General features: G+C 66.5%; 22 protein-coding genes. 7 read left to right on the forward strand and 15 right to left on the reverse strand.

The features are described from left to right. Nucleotides 1-9: 9 nt before the first annotated feature. From A0O31_RS07405 to gyrA, 9 genes are all read right to left on the reverse strand, one after another. Entirely contained in the window at nucleotides 10-216 is a 207-nt protein-coding gene (locus A0O31_RS07405; protein ID WP_071677300.1) for a hypothetical protein, read from the reverse strand. Further along, entirely contained in the window at nucleotides 213-629 is a 417-nt protein-coding gene (gene sufU, locus A0O31_RS07410) for a Fe-S cluster assembly sulfur transfer protein SufU (protein ID WP_071677301.1), read from the reverse strand. The genes A0O31_RS07405 and sufU overlap by 4 nt, the downstream gene beginning before the upstream one ends. 10 nt (nucleotides 630-639) lie before the next feature. Continuing rightward, nucleotides 640-1,905: a sensor histidine kinase gene (locus tag A0O31_RS07415; RefSeq protein WP_071677302.1), complete on the reverse strand. Its 1,266-nt coding sequence runs from the start codon at nucleotides 1,903-1,905 to the stop codon at nucleotides 640-642. 6 nt (nucleotides 1,906-1,911) lie between these two features. After that, the gene (locus A0O31_RS07420) at nucleotides 1,912-2,595 is read right to left on the reverse strand and encodes a response regulator transcription factor (RefSeq protein WP_071677303.1); all 684 of its coding nucleotides are present in this window, start codon (nucleotides 2,593-2,595) and stop codon (nucleotides 1,912-1,914) included. Next, nucleotides 2,592-2,951: a hypothetical protein gene (locus A0O31_RS07425; RefSeq protein WP_071677304.1), complete on the reverse strand. Its 360-nt coding sequence runs from the start codon at nucleotides 2,949-2,951 to the stop codon at nucleotides 2,592-2,594. Before A0O31_RS07425 ends, A0O31_RS07420 begins: the two co-directional genes overlap by 4 nt. A gap of 11 nt (nucleotides 2,952-2,962) precedes the next feature. After that, entirely contained in the window at nucleotides 2,963-3,610 is a 648-nt protein-coding gene (locus A0O31_RS07430) for a DUF502 domain-containing protein (protein ID WP_071677305.1), read from the reverse strand. Nucleotides 3,611-3,668: 58 nt separating this feature from the next. Continuing rightward, the gene (locus tag A0O31_RS07435) at nucleotides 3,669-4,277 is read right to left on the reverse strand and encodes a helix-turn-helix domain-containing protein (RefSeq protein WP_071677306.1); all 609 of its coding nucleotides are present in this window, start codon (nucleotides 4,275-4,277) and stop codon (nucleotides 3,669-3,671) included. Nucleotides 4,278-4,704: 427 nt separating this feature from the next. Continuing rightward, nucleotides 4,705-5,016 (reverse strand): divalent-cation tolerance protein CutA, encoded by a 312-nt coding sequence (cutA, locus tag A0O31_RS07440; RefSeq protein WP_071677307.1) that lies wholly within the window; start codon nucleotides 5,014-5,016, stop codon nucleotides 4,705-4,707. Continuing rightward, complete coding sequence (gene gyrA / locus A0O31_RS07445; protein ID WP_071677308.1) at nucleotides 5,017-7,434, reverse strand: DNA gyrase subunit A; 2,418 nt, start codon at nucleotides 7,432-7,434, stop codon at nucleotides 5,017-5,019. A 155-nt stretch (nucleotides 7,435-7,589) separates the two neighbouring features. On the opposite strand from gyrA, the gene A0O31_RS07450 reads away from it, so the two are divergent. Next, a complete protein-coding gene (locus A0O31_RS07450; RefSeq protein WP_071677309.1) occupies nucleotides 7,590-8,891 on the forward strand; it encodes a MiaB/RimO family radical SAM methylthiotransferase in 1,302 nt (433 codons plus the stop codon). Between the two features lie 9 nt (nucleotides 8,892-8,900). Next, nucleotides 8,901-9,224 carry a histidine triad nucleotide-binding protein gene (locus A0O31_RS07455; protein ID WP_071677310.1) on the forward strand — a complete coding sequence of 108 codons (324 nt, stop codon included), beginning with the start codon at nucleotides 8,901-8,903 and terminating at the stop codon, nucleotides 9,222-9,224. Here the strand turns inward: A0O31_RS07455 and A0O31_RS07460 are convergent. Both A0O31_RS07460 and A0O31_RS07465 read right to left on the reverse strand, forming a co-directional pair. Further along, nucleotides 9,205-9,972 (reverse strand): metallophosphoesterase family protein, encoded by a 768-nt coding sequence (locus tag A0O31_RS07460; RefSeq protein WP_071677311.1) that lies wholly within the window; start codon nucleotides 9,970-9,972, stop codon nucleotides 9,205-9,207. The two genes, A0O31_RS07455 and A0O31_RS07460, sit on opposite strands and share 20 nt — an antisense overlap. 3 nt (nucleotides 9,973-9,975) lie before the next feature. Beyond that, entirely contained in the window at nucleotides 9,976-10,404 is a 429-nt protein-coding gene (locus tag A0O31_RS07465; RefSeq protein ID WP_071677312.1) for a bifunctional nuclease family protein, read from the reverse strand. A 22-nt stretch (nucleotides 10,405-10,426) separates the two neighbouring features. Between A0O31_RS07465 and A0O31_RS07470 the strand changes: the two genes are divergently transcribed. The 3 genes from A0O31_RS07470 to A0O31_RS07480 all read left to right on the forward strand — a co-directional run bounded on the left by A0O31_RS07470 (nucleotide 10,427) and on the right by A0O31_RS07480 (nucleotide 12,925). Continuing rightward, complete coding sequence (locus A0O31_RS07470) at nucleotides 10,427-10,963, forward strand: phosphoribosyltransferase family protein (protein ID WP_152024412.1); 537 nt, start codon at nucleotides 10,427-10,429, stop codon at nucleotides 10,961-10,963. A gap of 9 nt (nucleotides 10,964-10,972) precedes the next feature. Next, the gene (locus tag A0O31_RS07475; RefSeq protein WP_071677314.1) at nucleotides 10,973-11,500 is read left to right on the forward strand and encodes a type I phosphoribosyltransferase; all 528 of its coding nucleotides are present in this window, start codon (nucleotides 10,973-10,975) and stop codon (nucleotides 11,498-11,500) included. A 63-nt stretch (nucleotides 11,501-11,563) separates the two neighbouring features. Then, nucleotides 11,564-12,925 carry an S-layer homology domain-containing protein gene (locus A0O31_RS07480; protein WP_071677315.1) on the forward strand — a complete coding sequence of 454 codons (1,362 nt, stop codon included), beginning with the start codon at nucleotides 11,564-11,566 and terminating at the stop codon, nucleotides 12,923-12,925. Here A0O31_RS07480 and A0O31_RS07485 read toward each other — a convergent pair. Continuing rightward, nucleotides 12,901-13,509, reverse strand: a complete 609-nt coding sequence (locus A0O31_RS07485; protein WP_071677316.1) for an HAD family hydrolase — start codon at nucleotides 13,507-13,509, stop codon at nucleotides 12,901-12,903. The two genes, A0O31_RS07480 and A0O31_RS07485, sit on opposite strands and share 25 nt — an antisense overlap. A 36-nt stretch (nucleotides 13,510-13,545) precedes the next feature. Continuing rightward, a complete protein-coding gene (locus A0O31_RS07490; protein WP_071677317.1) occupies nucleotides 13,546-14,067 on the reverse strand; it encodes a 5-formyltetrahydrofolate cyclo-ligase in 522 nt (173 codons plus the stop codon). A 75-nt stretch (nucleotides 14,068-14,142) separates the two neighbouring features. Here A0O31_RS07490 and A0O31_RS07495 point away from each other — a divergent pair, with 75 nt between their 5' ends. Beyond that, nucleotides 14,143-14,358, forward strand: a complete 216-nt coding sequence (locus A0O31_RS07495; protein WP_071677318.1) for an FmdB family zinc ribbon protein — start codon at nucleotides 14,143-14,145, stop codon at nucleotides 14,356-14,358. A 50-nt stretch (nucleotides 14,359-14,408) separates the two neighbouring features. Beyond that, entirely contained in the window at nucleotides 14,409-15,341 is a 933-nt protein-coding gene (locus tag A0O31_RS07500; RefSeq protein ID WP_071677946.1) for a prohibitin family protein, read from the forward strand. On the opposite strand, the gene A0O31_RS07505 is transcribed toward A0O31_RS07500, so the two are convergent. Both A0O31_RS07505 and A0O31_RS07510 read right to left on the reverse strand, forming a co-directional pair. After that, complete coding sequence (locus tag A0O31_RS07505) at nucleotides 15,338-15,787, reverse strand: DUF192 domain-containing protein (RefSeq protein ID WP_071677319.1); 450 nt, start codon at nucleotides 15,785-15,787, stop codon at nucleotides 15,338-15,340. The genes A0O31_RS07500 and A0O31_RS07505 overlap by 4 nt on opposite strands. A 1-nt stretch (nucleotide 15,788) precedes the next feature. Then, the gene (locus tag A0O31_RS07510; RefSeq protein WP_071677320.1) at nucleotides 15,789-16,241 is read right to left on the reverse strand and encodes a DUF192 domain-containing protein; all 453 of its coding nucleotides are present in this window, start codon (nucleotides 16,239-16,241) and stop codon (nucleotides 15,789-15,791) included. Nucleotides 16,242-16,245 lie beyond the last annotated feature (4 nt).

The following is a 16,245-nucleotide window of genomic DNA, read 5'->3' on the forward strand; positions in this document are numbered from 1 at the left end:
GCCTTCAGCTTATCCCGAAGCCTCCGCGGGCTCCCCTTCTAGCCCCAAGGCCTTGAGCCGGGCCACCAGGGCGGGGTCCTCCACCACCACGAAGTTCTCCTTGCCCCGGGACTCCGCCCTAAGCTTCCCTTCCCGGGCCGCCTCCTTCCAAGCCTCCATGAGGTCGGGGTGTTGGAGGAGAAGGGGCGTCACCTTGTGGGCGGGGTAGCGCCTCACCGCAGGGCCTCCTCGAGGGCGTGCCAGGCCAGGGTGGCGCACTTCACCCGGGCCGGGAGCTTGGCCACCCCCTGGAGGGCCAGGAGGTCTCCCAGGGCGGGGTCGGGCGGGGCCCCCTCCACCACCATGGCCTGGAACTTCCGGGAAAGCTCCAGGGCCTCCGCCACCTTCTTCCCCTTCACCGCCTCCGTCATCATGGAGGCGCTGGCGGTGCTGATGGCGCACCCCTGGCCCTGGAAGCGGATGTCGGCGATGGTGTCCCCCTCCAGCAGGACCATCACCTCCACCTGGTCCCCGCAGGAAGGGTTCATCCCCCCCGCCCGCCTGCTGGCCTGGGGCAGGACCCCGAAGTTCTTGGGGTGCTGGTAGTGCTTCAGGATGGTTTCCCGATAAAGCTCGTCAAGGACGCTCATTGACCCTACTTTACTCCGCCTCCCCCTCCTCCAAAAGGGGAAGGCGTACCCGGAAGACCGTGCGCCCAGGCCGGCTTTCCACGGAGATCTCTCCCCCGTGGGCCTTGGCGATGGCCTGGGCGATGGCTAGGCCCAACCCTACCCCTCCCCCAGGCCCCCGGGCGAAGCGCTGGAAAAGCCGGGGGAGGAGGTCCTCGGGGATGCCGGGCCCTGTGTCCTCCACCTCCAAAAGGGCCAGGCCCCCATCCCGCCGAAGGCGCACCCATACCCCCTCCTTCCCGGCGGCCCGTACCCCGTTGGCGAGGAGGTTCCTGAGCATCTGCAGGAGGCGGTCGGGGTCCCCGAGGACCTCGGCGCCTTCCCCTTGGAAGGCCACCCCGTACTCCTGCGCCGCCTCCTTGGCCAAGGCCTCCAGGTCCACGATGTGCAGGTTAAGGCTCCAGCCCGCCTCTCCCCGGGCCAGGGCCAGGAGGTCCTCCACCAGGCGGCGCATCCTTTCCGCCGTGGCCCTGGCCGTCCTTAGGGCTTCCTCGTCCTGAGGGTTTCGGGAAAGGCGGTCCAGGTGGCCGAGGAGGACCGTGAGGGGGGTTCTGAGCTCGTGGCTCGCCTCGGCCAAAAACGCCCTCTCCCTTTCCTTGGCCTCCTTTAGGGCCTCCAGAAGGCCATTCACCGCCTTTACCATGCGGCCGAACTCGTCTTGGGGGAGGGTGAGGGGTACGGGCTCCAGGCGCTCTGGGTTCCTTCGGGCGATCTCCCGGGCCGCCTCCTCCAGGGGGCGGGCCGCCAGGCGCGCCGTCAGGTAGACCAGGCCCACCCCGACGGGAAAAAGGAGGAAGAAAGCCTCCACCAGGGAACGCCTGAGGGCGGCCAGGGCCAGGTCAATGGGGGCCGTGTCCTGGGTGAGGACCAGGAGGCCCAAGGGGGTACGCGCCCAGGCGGCGGCGAAGCCTTCCCGGAAGGTGACCCGGGGGGTTTCCCCCGCACCCCGAAGCGCCTCCGGCTCCAGGCGGTGTTCCGGCCGGGTGAGGAGAAGGGGTTCCCCGTCCTCCGCGTAGAGGTGCAGGTACACGCCTCCCGTGGCGATCAGGCTTCCCGAAAGTCCCTTTTGGTAGGCTTCCGCTGCTTTTCTGGCGTCCTCGAGGAGGCCGCGCTCCAGGTGGCCCCTTAGGGCCCGCTCCACCCCCCGGCCCGCCAGGTAGAGGGCCCCCACCAGGAAGAGGAGCCATAGGAGGCTAAAGGAGAGGAAAAGGCGCAGGCGGAAGGAAAGGGGAGGCATGGGGTATTAGGCTTCCTCGTCCCCTTTGCCCGGGCGCACGGCGTAGCCGAGGCCCCGCACCGTGCGCAGGTAGCCGTAGGCCCCCACCTCCCGGAGCTTGGCCCGGAGGTTGGCCACGTGCACGTCCAGCACGTTGGACTCCCGGCCCAAGGGGCGGCCCCAGATCTTCTCCTCAATCTCCTCCCGGGGGAAGACCCTTCCTGGGCGGTGCATGAGGAGGTGGAGGAGGTCAAACTCCTTGGGGGATAGCCGCACCTCGGTCTCCCCGAAGAAGACCTGGCGCCGTTTGGGGTAAAGCGCAAGCCGGCCCACGGCGAGGACCTCGCTCCCCCCCTTATGGCGGAGCTGCACCTGGATGCGGGCAAGGAGCTCGGCGGGGTGGAAGGGCTTCACCAGGTAGTCGTCCGCTCCCTCGGAAAGGAGGCCCACCTTGCGCTCCACGGCGTCCTGGGCGGTGAGGACCAGGATGGGGGTGTCGTCCGTGGCGCGGATGCGCCGGGCCACCTCCGCCCCGTCCAGGTCAGGAAGGCCCAGATCCAAGACCACCAGGTCGGGCTTTTTCTCCCGGTGGCGCACCAGGCCCTCCATGCCGCTTTTGGCCCACTCCACCTGGAAGCCCGCCTCTTTGAGCTCCAGCTCCACCAGCCGGGCCACCTCGGGGTCGTCCTCAATGAGCAGGATGCGCTTCATGGCCAAAGCCTTTCCGGGGGGGTGAGGCCGTATACCTCCTTGAGGAGCCTGAGGAGGCTCACCCTTTCCCTTTCCGCAAGGAGAAGGACATCCCCCCGCTCCGCCACGCCCAAGAAGGCCCTGGGCTTCTCGCCGGGGAGGGCGAGGAGGAGCTGCACCTCCTGCCCGGGCCTGGGGGGCACGGGGGAGGAGAGGGGAAGCAGGCGCCTGCCCTCCACCCGCCAAGCCCCGTGGAGGGTACGCAGGTCCTGGGAGAGGAGCCTAAGCTCGGTCCCCGGGGGCAGGGCGGGGCCCAGGAGGGGGGGCAAAGCGGCCAGGGCCGCACCGAGGAGGAGAAGCCAAGCCCAAAGGCGCATCTTCCCCCATTTTAGGGAGAGGGCTCCGCCCTTTGTGGGAGGGAGGTTAAGGGGCCTGAAGGTTTTTCGGGCAGGAGGAAGCCAGCGGAAACCACGTACTTGAGGGCGTCCTCCACGCTGATCTCCAAGGGGATCACCTCCTCCGTGGGCACCAGGATCACCATGCCGCTGGCGGGCACGGGGCTGGTGGGCACGAGGACGGCGGTGTACCCCTCGGGCAAGGGGGGCAGGCGGCTTCCCACGGGCTGGACCACGAAGCACAGGGTGTATAGCCCCCGCCTGGGGTACTCAATGACCGCCGCCCGGCTGAACTTCACCTCCTTCTGCCCGAAGAGGGTGTGGGCGATCTGCTGCACCGCCTTGTAGATGTCCCGCACCAGGGGGATGAGGAGGAGGGAGCGTTCCAGGGAAACGATGAGGCGCCGGCCCAGGTAGTGTTCCGCCAGGGTGCCCACCAGGTAGATGAGCAGTGCGGCTAAGAAAAGGCCCACGAAGGGGAGGGCCGGCTGGTACGCCCGGGGCACCTCGAGGTTCAGGAGGTGGAGAAACCCCTGGATGTAGCCCCCCGAGTAGGTGTAGACCCAGCCCAGGAAGTAGAGGGTGACGAGGAGGGGCAAAAGGGTGACGAGCCCCGTGAGAAAACGTTGGCGGAGGCGCATGGCTACCAGTTTACGAAAAAGGCCCCCCGGGCTTGGGGGCCCCGGGGGACCGGAGGCGCTAGCGGCCCTCTCCCCGGCTTTGGGCGAGCTCCTTTAGCCCCTTCACGTCCTTCAGGAGGATCTTGCCGTAGCCCGAGCGGATGTACCCCTCCCGCACGAGCTCCCCGATGACCTTGGTCACCGTCTCCCGCACGCTCCCCACGGCGGCGGCCAGCTCGTCGTGGGTGGCCCGGAGGACCAGGCCCTCTTCCTCCTCCCGGGCCAAGGGGGTTTCGGCGAGCTCTAGAAGGGCCGCCGCCATACGGTTTTTGAGCCTTTGCGTGGCCAGGCGCTCAATGCGGCGGTAAGACTCGGAAAGGGCCTGGGCCAGGTGGGCCACCAGGTCCAAGAGCTCCTCGGGCCTGGGCTCCTTGGGCAGGGCCTCCACCGCCACCTCGGTGACCGCCTCGGCGAAGTAGGTGCGCTCGGTCCCCGAGAGGGCCTCTTCCCCGAAGTACCCCCCCGGGCGCACCAGGCGCAGGGTGAGGGCGTTCCCCTCCTCGTCCACCGCCTCGAGGCGCACGAGGCCCTCGAGGACCCGGTAGACCCGGTCCCTGGGCCCCGGCACCCCGGGGTAGAGGATGACCTCGCCGGGCTTGAAGCTGAGGGTTTCGCGGGTCTGGGTCATGGCTGCCTCCTTAGCCCCAGGCTAGCACGCCCCAGGGGATTTTGTAAACCTTTAGGTTGCAAAAATCCCTTAGCCCTGCCCTAGGGGGCGCTTTCGCGCCCCGGGAGGGATCTTTTCCGTGGATATTTCCCCTGCCCCATGGCCTCCCCCACCCAGCATGCCCAGAAGGGAGCCCTTTCCCCCACCGCCCTTAGCCTCTACCCCCCGCCCCTCCTCCCGGTCATCCAGGGAAAGAGGGCTCCGGGGCGGATCCTCCCCACGGCCCGAGCCCCTCGAGGTCCCTCAGGTCCACTGGAGGGCCCAAAGCCCGCTTGCGGTTCTTGAAGAACCGAAACCCCGCCCCCCAAAGGCCAAGGCCTACCCTCCCATGGCCAAAAACCGGGCCCCCTTCGGTCCAGGGCCCGGAGGAAGTCCAACCCGTCCGGGGTCACCCGGTGTTCGCCCGAAGCCAGGCCAGGTAGGGCCCGTGCCCTTCCGCGATGGGCAGGGCGATGATCTCGGGCACTGTGTAGGGGTGGAGGGAAAGCACCCGCTCCTTGAGCTTGGGAAAGGCGAAGGTGGTGGTCTTGACGATGAGGAGGAGTTCCCGGTCCTCCACCACCTCCCCTTGCCAGCGGTAGATGGAGGTGAGGCCGGGGACGATGTTCACGCAGGCGGCCAGGCCCTCCTCCACCAGGGTGCGGGCCAAGGCCCTCCCCACCTCCTCCGTGGGCACGGTGATGAGGACCACCTCTTCCATCTACTTCTCCTCCTCCACGGCGAAGGCGCTCGCCACCTCGTCGTCCTCGGGCAGGTTCATCACCTTGACCCCAGCGGTGGGGCGGGAGTACTGGGGGATCTCCTTCACCGGGGTGCGGATGGCCAGGCCCTTCTTGGAGAGGACCAGGAGGTCTTCCGTGCCCCGCACCTTGAGAAGGGCGGAAAGCCGCCCGGTGCGCACGCTCACCCCGTAGGTGATGACCCCCACCCCGCCCCGGCCCTGGAGGGGGTACTCGGCGAGGGGCGTGCGCTTGCCATAGCCCCGGGTGCTCACCGCCAGGAGGTCCACCATCTCCCCGGGCTTCACCGTGACCAAGGAAACCACCCGGTCCCCGGGTTTTTTAAAGCGGATTCCGGTGACGCCTTGGCTGTCCCGGCCCGTGGCCCGCACCTCCTCCAGGGGGAAGCGGATGGCCTGGCCCGCCTCCGTGGCCAGGATGGCCTCATCCTCGGGGTCGGAGAGGGCCACGCCGATGAGCCGGTCCCCTTCCTGGAGCCTTAGGGCGATGAGGCCCGCTGTGCCCAGGTTCTGGTACTCCCGTAGGGCGGTGCGCTTCACCAGGCCCCGCTCGGTGGCGAAGACCAAAAAGCCCTCCCCGTCCAGGCCCCGCACGGAAAGGAGGGCGGCCACTTCCTCCTCTTCCGCCAGGGGCAGGAGGGTTTTCACGTGCACCCCCCGGGCCTGGCGGCCGAGTTCGGGCAGGTCGTAGACCTTGAGGCGGTAGACGCGGCCCCGGTTGGTGAAGAGGAGGAGGTCGTCGTGGGCCCCGGCCACGAAGACCTGGGTGGCCTCGTCCTCCTCCTTGGTCTTGCCCGCCACCAGGCCCTTGCCGCCCCGCCCCTGGGCCCGGTAGGCCTCCAAGGGGAGGCGCTTGAGGAAGCCCTGGGCGGTGAGGGTGATGACCATGGGCTCGTCCTCAATGAGGTCCTCGGGGTTGAAGCTCTCCTCAAACTCGGTGATGAGGGTGCGGCGGGCGTCCCCGTACTTCTCTTTGATGCGGAGGAGGTCCTGTTTCACCTCGCCCCAAAGCCGGGTTTCGTCCTCGAGGATGGCCTTGAGCCGGGCGATCTCCTCCATGAGCCCCCGGTACTCCTCTAGAAGCTTTTCCCGTTCCAGGGCCACCAGGCGCTGGAGGCGCATGTCCAGGATGGCCTGGGCCTGGACCTCGGTGAGGCCGAAGCGCTCCATGAGGGCGGCGCGGGCCTTCTGGGCGTCCTCCGAGGCCCGGATGAGGGCGATGACCTCGTCAATGTGGTCCAGGGCGATGAGAAGGCCTTCCAGGACGTGGGCCCGCTCCTCCGCTTTCTTCAGCTCAAAGAGGCTTTTCCGCCTCAGGACCTCCTTGCGGTGGTCCAGGTAGTGGCGCATGAGGTCCAGGAGGGAGAGGACCTTGGGCTCCCCTTGGACGATGGCGAGGAGGTTCACGGTGAAGGAGGTCTGCAAGGCGGTGTGCTTGTAGAGCTGGTTGAGGACCACCTGGGGGTTCGCTCCCCGTTTGAGCTCAATGGCGATCCTCAGGCCCTGGCGGTCGGACTCGTCCCGGAGGGCCACGATATCCTCCAGCTTCTTGGCCTTGACCAGGGCGGCGATCTGGGCGATGAGGCTCGCCTTGTTCACCTGGTAGGGGATTTCCGTGACCACCAGCATGGGCCTCTGCCCCTTTTCCTCCACCCGCACCTTGGCCCGGATTTTGAGGCTTCCCCGGCCGGTGGCGTAGGCCTCCTTGATGCCCTTCTTGGAAAGCTTTCCCCCTGTGGGGAAGTCGGGGCCGGGGAGGTGGCGCATCACCTCCTCGAGGGTGATTTCCGGGTTGTCAATCAGGGCCACGAGGGCGTCCACCACCTCGGAAAGGTTGTGGGGGGGGAGGCTGGTGGCCATGCCCACGGCGATGCCGCTCGCCCCGTTCACCAGGAGGTTGGGAATGGCGGCGGGCAGGACCTCGGGCTCCTTGAGGGAACCATCGTAGTTGGGGCGGAAGTCCACCGTTTCCTTGTCAATCTCCGCGAGCATCTCCGCCCCGAGGTGGGAGAGCCGGGCCTCGGTGTAGCGCTGGGCGGCCGGAGGGTCCCCGTCAATGGAGCCGAAGTTGCCCTGGCCGTCCATGAGGGGGTAGCGCAGGTTCCAGGGCTGGGCGAGGCGCACCAAAGCCTCGTAGATGGCCGCGTCCCCGTGGGGGTGGTACTTACCCATGACCTCGCCCACGATCTTGGCGCTTTTCACGTGTTTGCGCGTGGGCAAAACCCCTTCTTGGTAAGCGCCGAAGAGGATGCGCCGCTGGACCGGCTTGAGCCCGTCCCGCACGTCGGGCAGGGCCCGGTCCACGATGACGGACATGGCGTAGTTGATGAAGCTTTGCTTGAGCTCCTCGGTGATTTCTACAGGCAGGACCTGGGACATAGCGCTCCTAAGGCGTATTGACGCCAAGCCTCATTATAGCAGGGTTTTCCCGGGCCCGCATGCCTTCTTATATGGAAAGTCACTGAAAAAGTCCCCTTTCCTGAGCGTGGTCCCGCGCGTTGACCCCAAGCCTTCCCCCGGGCAGAATGGGAAGGATGCGCGCCGCCTTCCGCACCCTGGGGTGCAAGGTCAACCAGGTGGAGACAGAAGCCCTTTTGGGCTTCCTAAAGGTCTTGGAGCCCGAGGTGGTGCCCCTGGAGGCGGGGGCTGACCTCGTGGTCATCAACACCTGCGCCGTGACCACCACCGCCGAGGCGGACGCCCGCAAGGAGGTCCGCCGGGCGCGGCGGGCGAACCCCAGCGCCTTCATCGTGGTCACCGGGTGCTACGCCGAACTGGCCCCAGAAGCGGTCCGGGAGCTTGGGGCCGATGCCGTGGTGCCCAACAGCCGCAAGGCCGAGCTCCCCAAGGTGATCCTGGAGCACTTTGGCCTCCCTTCCGACCCCATCACCACCCCGCCCAACGAGTTCTGGGGGGCGGGGGAGCGGGGGCTTTTGAATAGCCGGGTCCGGGCCTTCTTGAAGGTGCAGGACGGCTGCCAGGTGGGGTGCGCCTACTGCATCATCCCGAGGCTTCGGGGCAAGGAGCGCCACCGGGACCACCGGGACGCCTTGGCCGAGGCGGAGGCCCTTTTGCGGATGGGCATACGGGAGATCGTCCTCACCGGGGTGCGGCTTGGGAGTTACCGGGGGCACCCCAGGGGCATCGCCGGGCTCGTGGAGGACCTCTACCACCTGGGGGCTAAGGTGCGGCTTTCCTCCATAGAGCCCGAGGACACGGGGGAGGACCTCCTCCGGGTCATAGCCCGCTACGCCCCAGAGGTGCGGCCCCACCTGCACCTTTCCCTGCAGACGGGTTCGGACCGGCTCCTTAGGCTCATGGGCCGCCGCTACGATAAGGCCTACTACCAGAACCTGGTGCAAAGGGCCTACGAGCTCATCCCGGGTTTCGCCCTCACCACCGACGTCATCGCCGGGCTTCCCACGGAGACGGAGGAGGAGCACCAGGAAACCCTGGCCTTCCTGGAGGAGCTTCGGCCCACCCGGGTCCACGCCTTCACCTACACCCCCCGCCCCAAGACCCGGGCCGCCTCCATGCCCCAGGTGCCCCCGGAGGTGCGCAAGCGCCGCACCAAGGAACTCATCGCCCTGGCCCAACGCCTAGCGGAGGAACGCCTAAGGCCCAAGATGGGCGAAACGGTGGAGGTCCTGGTGGAGCGCCTCCAAGGGGGGTACGCCCTGGGCCACACCCCCGACTACTACGAGGCCCGCCTGCAGGGCCAGGCCCGGCCTGGAGAGACGGTCCTGGCCCGGATAGAGGGGGTGGAGGGGTACACCCTCTTGGGCCGGGTGGTGGGGGTCAAGGAGGAGGCCCGCCTGGAGCTTCCTCTAAGGTAGACTTTTCCCATGGACTGCGTGTTTTGCCGCATCGTCCGGGGAGAGCTTCCCTCGCGCAAGGTTTACGAGGACGAGGGCTTCGTGGCCTTCCACGATATCCGGCCGAAGGCGCCCGTGCACGTCCTGGTGGTGCCCAAGGAACACGTGGAGAAGCTTTCGGACTACCCCGATACCGAAGAGGGGGAGAGGAAGCTCGGGGCCCTTTTCCGTACCGCCAACCGGGTAGCGCGGCTTCTCGGGCTTCCTGGCTACAAGCTCCAGGTGCACGTGGGGGAGAAGGGCGGCCAGGAGGTCTTCCACGTCCACGTGCACGTCATGGGGAGCCCCGGCTAAACCGGTCCAGTACCCGGCCTTCGGGGTCTAGGGCATAGCCCCGGAGGGCGGTTTCCGTGGCCTCCAGGAAGAAGGCGTGGTGGGCCACGTGAAGGGCCCGGCTGAAGGGCAGGGGAGGCCGGGTGGGGTAGAGCCTTGCCCCCCCTCCCCCCAGGACCAGGTGGGTGGTGGGGCCCACCTCGAGGCGCTCGTAGTGGTGGTCGTGCCCAGCGAGGACCAAGGCCACCCCATGGCGCCTTAGGAGGGGTTCCAGGAGGCTTCGCAGGAGGGGGCTTCCCCCGTGGAGCCCCGAGGAATAGAGGGGGCGGTGGAGGACGAGGATGCGCCAGGGGGCGGTGGCGCGGGCCAAGGCCTCGTTGAGCCAGGCCCTTTGGGCCGGGAGGTCGGCCTCGCTGTAGAGGACGAAGAAGGCCACGGGCCCTAACTGGAATAGGTAGGAAGGCTTTTCCAAGCGGAAACGTCTGAGCTGCGCCGCCAGGGCGGGGGCGTCGTGGTTGCCGAAGGCGGGGTACAGGGGCACCGCCGGTAGGTCCTGGATAAACCGCTCCACCACCTGGCCCCTGGGGTAAAAGTTGTCCCCCACGGTGAGGAGGGCCATAAGGGGGGTTTGGGCGTGGGCTTTACGCAAAAGGGCCGCCACCTGGGCCCTTCCCGGGGTGTCGGTGCCCCAGTCGCCCAGGACCGCTACCCGCACCCCTTGGGCCAGGGCCGGGAGGAAGAAGAGAAGGATTAGGAGCGCCCGGAACACGGGCTAGGCTTCTGCCGCCCCGTGGGGCTTGAGGCTCGCCTCCTCCACCCCTGCCTTTTCCACCACCTCCTCCGCCACCAAAATGGGGGCTCCCGCCCGGAGGGCCAGGGCCATGGCGTCGGAGGGGCGGGCGTCCACCTCCAGCTCAATCCCCCGGTGTTCCAGGATGAGCCGGGCGTAGAAGGTGCCGTCCTTTAGGTCGGTGATCTCCACCCGTTTGAGTTTCCCCTGGAGCATTTCCATTACGGAGAGGAGGAGGTCTGGGGTGAGGGGGCGGGGGGGCTTTTCCCCCTGCAGGGCCACCACGATGTGGTGGGCCTCGAGGGGGCCGATGACAATGGGAAGGAGCTTGTCATTCTCCGTCCTGAGCAGGACCACCACGCTCCCGTTCTGGGGGTCCACGCCCAGGGTTTCAATCTTGGCGTTCAGCATACTTTGAGTATAGACTGGCGGCGTGAGGACCTACCCTGTGGAGATCGCCGGGGTTAAGCGGGAGCTTCCCATCGTCCAGGTGGGCCCGGACGTGGCCGTGGCCCTTCTCAACCTTTTGGGGGATACCGAGCTCACCGAGGCCGCCGCCGAGGAGTTGGCCAAGCGCCTTCCTCCGGAGGTGGAAACCCTGGTTACCCCCGAGGTCAAGGCGGTGCCCTTGGCCCACGCCCTTTCGCGCATCACGGGCAAGCCCTACGTGGTGGCCCGCAAGACGGAAAAGCCCTACATGATCAACCCCATAAGCCGCCAGGTGCTCTCCATCACCACGGGCAAACCCCAGCTGTTGGTCCTGGATGGGGCGGATGTGCCCTTGATCCGCGGGCGGAAGGTGGCCATCGTGGACGATGTGGTCTCCACGGGCTCCACGCTTTCCGGCCTCAGGGAGCTCATTGAGAGCGTGGGGGGGCAGGTGGTGGCGGTCCTGGCGGTCTTTACCGAGGGCACGCCCAGGCAGGACGTCATCGCCTTGGGCCACCTACCCCTTTTTAAGCCGGAATAGGAGGGCTTTATGGAAACCTATCCCATTAGCATCGGCGGCGTGACCCGGCACGTGCCCCTGATAGAGCCCTTGCCGGGGCGGCGTATCCCCTTGGTGGAGTTTTTGGGGGACCCGGAACTGGTGCGGGCCGCCGCCTTGGCCCTAAAGCCTTTGGTGCCCCAGGAAACCGAGGTGTTCTTCACCACGGAGACGAGCCCCATTCCCCTCACCCACGTGCTGGCGGAGGAGATGGGCCTCCCCTACGTGGTGGCCCGCCGCCGCCGCCGTCCCTACATGGAAGACCCCATTATCCAAGAGGTGCAAACCCTCACCCTGGGGGTCGGGGAGGTGCTTTGGCTGGACCGCCGCTTTGCGGAAAAGCTCTTGAACCAGAAGGTAACCCTCATCTCCGATGTGGTCGCTAGCGGCGAAACCATGCGGGCCATGGAGCGCATGGTCCAAAGGGCCGGGGGGCGGGTGGTGGGGCGCTTAGCCGCCTTCCGCCAGGGAGGCCCGGTCTTGGACGTGGTTACCGTGGCGGAACTACCCGTTCTCTAAAGCGTAGGGAGAAGGAGCCTGGACAGGTTCCAGGCCCTTGGGTATTTTGACCCGAGGGTAGCTATGAAGCGAATCTGGGTTTGGGCCTTTTTTGGTTTGGGACTGGCCTTAGCCGGTTTTTCCGATCTGCCGGCGGGACCGGTGGCCGAGAGGGTGGAACGTGTGGTTCAGGCGGGGTGGATGCAGGGGTATCCGGATGGCACCTTCCGGGGCACGGAACCCGTGAACCGCTACCAGTTGGTGGCCACGTTGGGAAGGGCGCTTAAGGACCTGGGGGTGGAACCCAAGCAGGCGGCCTTCAAGGACGTCCCTCAAGGGCACTGGGCTATGGAAGGGTTGGCTTTGGCGGCGGCTTGGGAATTGGTTTCCGGATACCCCGATGGAACCTTCCGGGGCCAGGAGGAGCTGAACCGGGCTGCCTTGGCGGTGGTTCTGGCGAAGATGCTGGACCGCTTAGGGGTAACCAAGGAGGCCCCCTTGCCTTGGGATGTGCCCCAAGATCACTGGGCCGCTGCCGCCGTGTGCCGCGTGCTGGGAGCAGGCCTGATGAGCCTCAATCCGGACGATTCCTTTGGTTTGGCCGCAAAGGTCAATCGCTACCAACTGGCGCTGGCCTTGGCCAGGTTGCAACCTTTGGTGGAGGCCAAGAAGCCTGCTCCCGTTCCTCCCACCCCCTCCGTGGCCCCGCAATCCCCCTCTTTCTCTTTGGCCTCTCAAGAAACTTTGGACGTGGCTGCCCGCTGGGTTGGTGCTGGGGGGAAGAAGGTGGTGGCGTTGGGGGAGAGGGTTCTCCTTTGGGAGGCCGGGAGGGTTCAGGACCTTGGGCCAAACGAGAGTCTCCAAGCGGCAATCCCTCCCTGGAAGCTGAAGGGTGGGGTGCTGGAGGATGGGAAAGCCCGCTATGTCCCCTTAGGGACCAAAGGGGGAAAGGAGGTGCTACCCCCGGTGTTCCAGCGCCTTAGGGAGGGGCACCTGAGCCTGGATCCCATGGGGGCCTACCTTTTGGTGGTTCCTTCTATCCCGCTTTGCGACTGCCCGAGCCGGGTGGTGCGGTTTGCCCTTCTGCTAACCAATCCAGTGGGACTGTATGCGGAATACGTCTACCTTTTAGACCAGCCGGGTAACCGGGTGGTGGGGGTGGCATGGCCGGATTCCAAGAGCCTTATCGTGCTGGAGGAGGGCAAAACGCATACCCTGCTCTACCGCGTGAACCTAGGGGCTGGGGAAGACATCGCCTTTAGCGTTTGGGACGAGGGGGGCCTCGAGGAGCGCAACCCCCTGCCTGTGCGGCCTGTGGGCAAAGTGCTGTTGGCTGAGCTTCCTGTGGTGTCGGTTTGGGGATTGGGTTTTGAGGGACCGGAGCGCCTCTTGACTACCCGTGAGGGCAAGCTCGTGCACGTTCAGCTATCCACCACGCTTTGGTGAGGCACGTACACCGCCGCCCGGAGGCCCAGCTTCTGGGCGGTTTCCACGTTCTCGGGGTCGTCGTCCAGGTAGAGGGTTTCCTCGGGGGAGAGGCCGAGGCCGTTTAGCGCTAGGAGAAAGGCCTTCGGGTCCGGTTTGGCGACACCCATGGCGCAGGAGGCGAAGAAGCCATCGATGTAGCCGTCTAAGCCATGGTAGACGAGGCTTTCCTTAAGGCTTGGCAGGGTGTTGGAAAGCACCCCCACCTTAAGCCCCTGCGCCTTGAGGTGCTGAAGGAGGGCCTCGGCGCCCGGCGCTTTGCGCATGAAGTGGTAGTAGCGAAGGCCCTGGAGCCGCTCTGGCGGCAGGCGAAGTTCCTTAGCAGCCTTTTGGGTTAGCGTTGCAAAAAAGCGGGCTTCCTCGGCAAGGGTTCGCACCTTGAGCGCTCGCACCGCCTGTAAGATCTTCCCCATGGCCTGCGCGAGCACCGCTAGGGCCTTTTCCAGGCCAGCCCCATGGGTGGAAAGCTCCAGCGCCTTTTTGTAAAGGGATTCCTCGTCCAGCAGGAGGAGGACCCCGTCCCGGTCCAGCAAGGCCCCGCGCATGGGCTGAGTCTAGCACCCCTCCTTCTAAAGGCCGGGTCAGATGACCCGCCAAACCCCTTTTTCCGTGGCCAGGTACTCCACGGGCCTGTCCCAAGGGTCTCTGGGGAGGCGGGGAAGGAGGAGGGCTTCTGGCACCACGCCGAGCCGGGTAGCCCTTACCTGGGGGAGAAAGCGGTCGTAGTACCCCTTTCCGTGCCCCAGGCGAAAGCCCTCTCGGTCAAAGGCGAGCCCGGGGACCACCACCAGGTCCAACACCTTTGGGTCCACGGGAGGCGTGGTGGGCTCCCAAAGGCCAAAGGGGCCTGGGGCTAGGGGGCCCAAAGGGTGCACGGAAAGCCCCTCTCCCGCCACCTTAGGCAGGTAGTAGCGGGCAGGGTGCTTTTCCGTTAGCGGCAGGAGGTCCAGCTCGTGGGGCAGGGGGTGGTAGAGGAGGATATCCCCAAACCCTCTTTCCGAAAGCCAGGGGAGGAGCCGGGCCACCAGCTGCTCCGAGAGGGTGTGGCGGTCCAGGGTCTTCCACACGCGCAGGGCCCAGCGGCGCAGGGTGGGCTTGTCCACGGGGGGAGGGTACCATCCTGGCCCCTTGACACTCAAGGTGCATGAGTGTCAAAATGCCCCCTAGGAGGGTAGGGTATGCCGGTCTACGTCTACAAAGGCCTGGAAACGGGGAAGTACTACGAGTTTGAGCAGGGCTTCCACGACGAACCCCTGAAGACCCACCCCGAAACCGGGGAGCCCCTGAAGCGGGTCATCACCCCGCCCGCCATCATCTTCAAGGGCTCGGGGTGGCACGTGAAGGACTACGCCAAGAAGGACGCCTCCTCCAAATCGGAAGACGCCAAGGAGTAGGGGAGGTGTGCCTTGGCCCCGGGCTGGGCCCGGGGCCTTATGCTTTTTTCATGCTGAACCTAGCAGCGCTTGCGCTCCTTTTGTTGGGCCTTGGCGTGCTCCTTACCCCAAGGCGGCGGTTGGGGCTCCCCTTGGTGGTGGGGGGGGTCCTTCTCTTCCTGCTGGCCAACAGCTTCGTGGTGGTTCCGGCGGGGCATGTGGGCGTGGTCTTTAACATCCTGCGGGGGGTGCAGGAGAGGCCGCTTTACGAGGGCATCCACTTCGTGATCCCCGGGTTGCAACAGGTGATCCTCTACGATACCCGGGTGAAGGAGGTTACGCTCTCCGCGCCCCATGAGGGGGAAAGGCGGGCCGACACTTCCATTCGGGCTCGCTCCAAGGAGGGGTTGGAGATCGGCGTGGACGTGACCGTGCAGTACCGGGTACTCAAGGACCGGGCGCCCAGGTTGCACCAGGAGGTGGGGCCGGCCTACCTGGAAACCCTCATCGTACCCCAGGTGCGCTCCAAGGTGCGGGATGCCGTGGGCCAGTTTAACGCCGCCGAACTCATCAGTACCCAACGCACCGCCTTGGAAACCTCGGTGGTGCAGGGCCTCGAGGAAACCCTCCGCCAGTACCACATTGAGCTCATCTCCGTCCTTTTGCGGGAGATCCGCATCCCCGAGGCGGTGGCCAAGGTCATAGAGGAAAAGCAGACCGCCGAGCAACAGGTGCAGATTGAGATTAACCGCCGGAAACAGGCGGAGATCGCCGCCGAGCGCCGGGTGATTGAGGCCCGGGGCGAGCGGGACGCCGCCATCCTGCGGGCGGAGGGCGAGGCCAAGGCCATCGCCCTTCGGGGCCAGGCGCTCAAGAACGCTCCCGAGGTGGTCCAGCTCACCTTCGCCGAGAAGCTCGCCCCTGGGGTACAGACCATCTTTGTCCCCAGCACCGGGAACTTCCTCTTGGACCTCAGGGGCCTCCAGGGGGGTGCCAAGCCCTAGCGCAGCACCCGGTCCCCTGGGGCGAGCTCTACGAGCCCTTCCCGCACCTCCAAGATTCCCCGGTAAGCGGTGCCGGGGGCGTAGGTTTCCCCCGGGCGGAGCCGCGCCACCTTAAGCACCCGCCCTTCCCCATCCAAAAAGGCCACCACCACGGCGAAGCGGTAGCCCTCCGTGGAGAAAGGGGCATCGGTGGCCGTGGGGAAGAGATAAAGGAGAGCCTCTAGCGCTTCCCGCCTTATGCCCAGGCCCAGGTTCCAGGCCTCGGGCGTGCGGGCGAGGCGGGCTTTGAGGGTATACCGCCCCGTGGGCGTTTCCACCACTACTTGGGTGGGTGGGGGCGGGGTTTGGAAACGGCGGGCTGCCAGGAGGTAGCCCAAAAAGGAGAAGACCGAAAGGGCGATGAGGAGGGCAAAGGCTACCAGGGGGAAAAGGGGGTTTCGTTCCACGCTATCTCGGCCAAAGCTTTAGGGCTTCGCCCCCTACCCTGGCCCCGGGGGTGAGGCCCCGCCGGGCGAACCAACCCCGGTTCACCTCGAGGGCCCCCTGGTACACCACCCCGGGGTAGTAGACGGGGCAGGGGTCGGCCTTACAGGGCTCCATGTCCAGGATGCGCAGGATAACCCCCTGGCGGTCAAAAAAGGCGATGGAGAGGGGGATGAGGGTGTTTTTCATCCAAAACCCCCCCGCCGTGGGGGCGGGGAAGAGGAAGACCATGCCCTCGTCCTCCCCCAAGGCCTTGCGGAACATGAGGCCCTGGGCCTGGCGCTCGGGGGTGTCGGCCACCTCCACCCGTAGGGGGTAGCGCTTGCCGCCACCTTCCACGTAAAGGGTGCTTTTGGGAAAGGAAACCCCTTGGGCCAAGGCGAAGAGGCCGAGCAGGAAAAGGGCCAAGGGGCGCATGGGC

The sequence above is a fragment of the Thermus brockianus genome (assembly GCF_001880325.1).
Taxonomy (GTDB): Bacteria; Deinococcota; Deinococci; order Deinococcales; family Thermaceae; genus Thermus; species Thermus brockianus.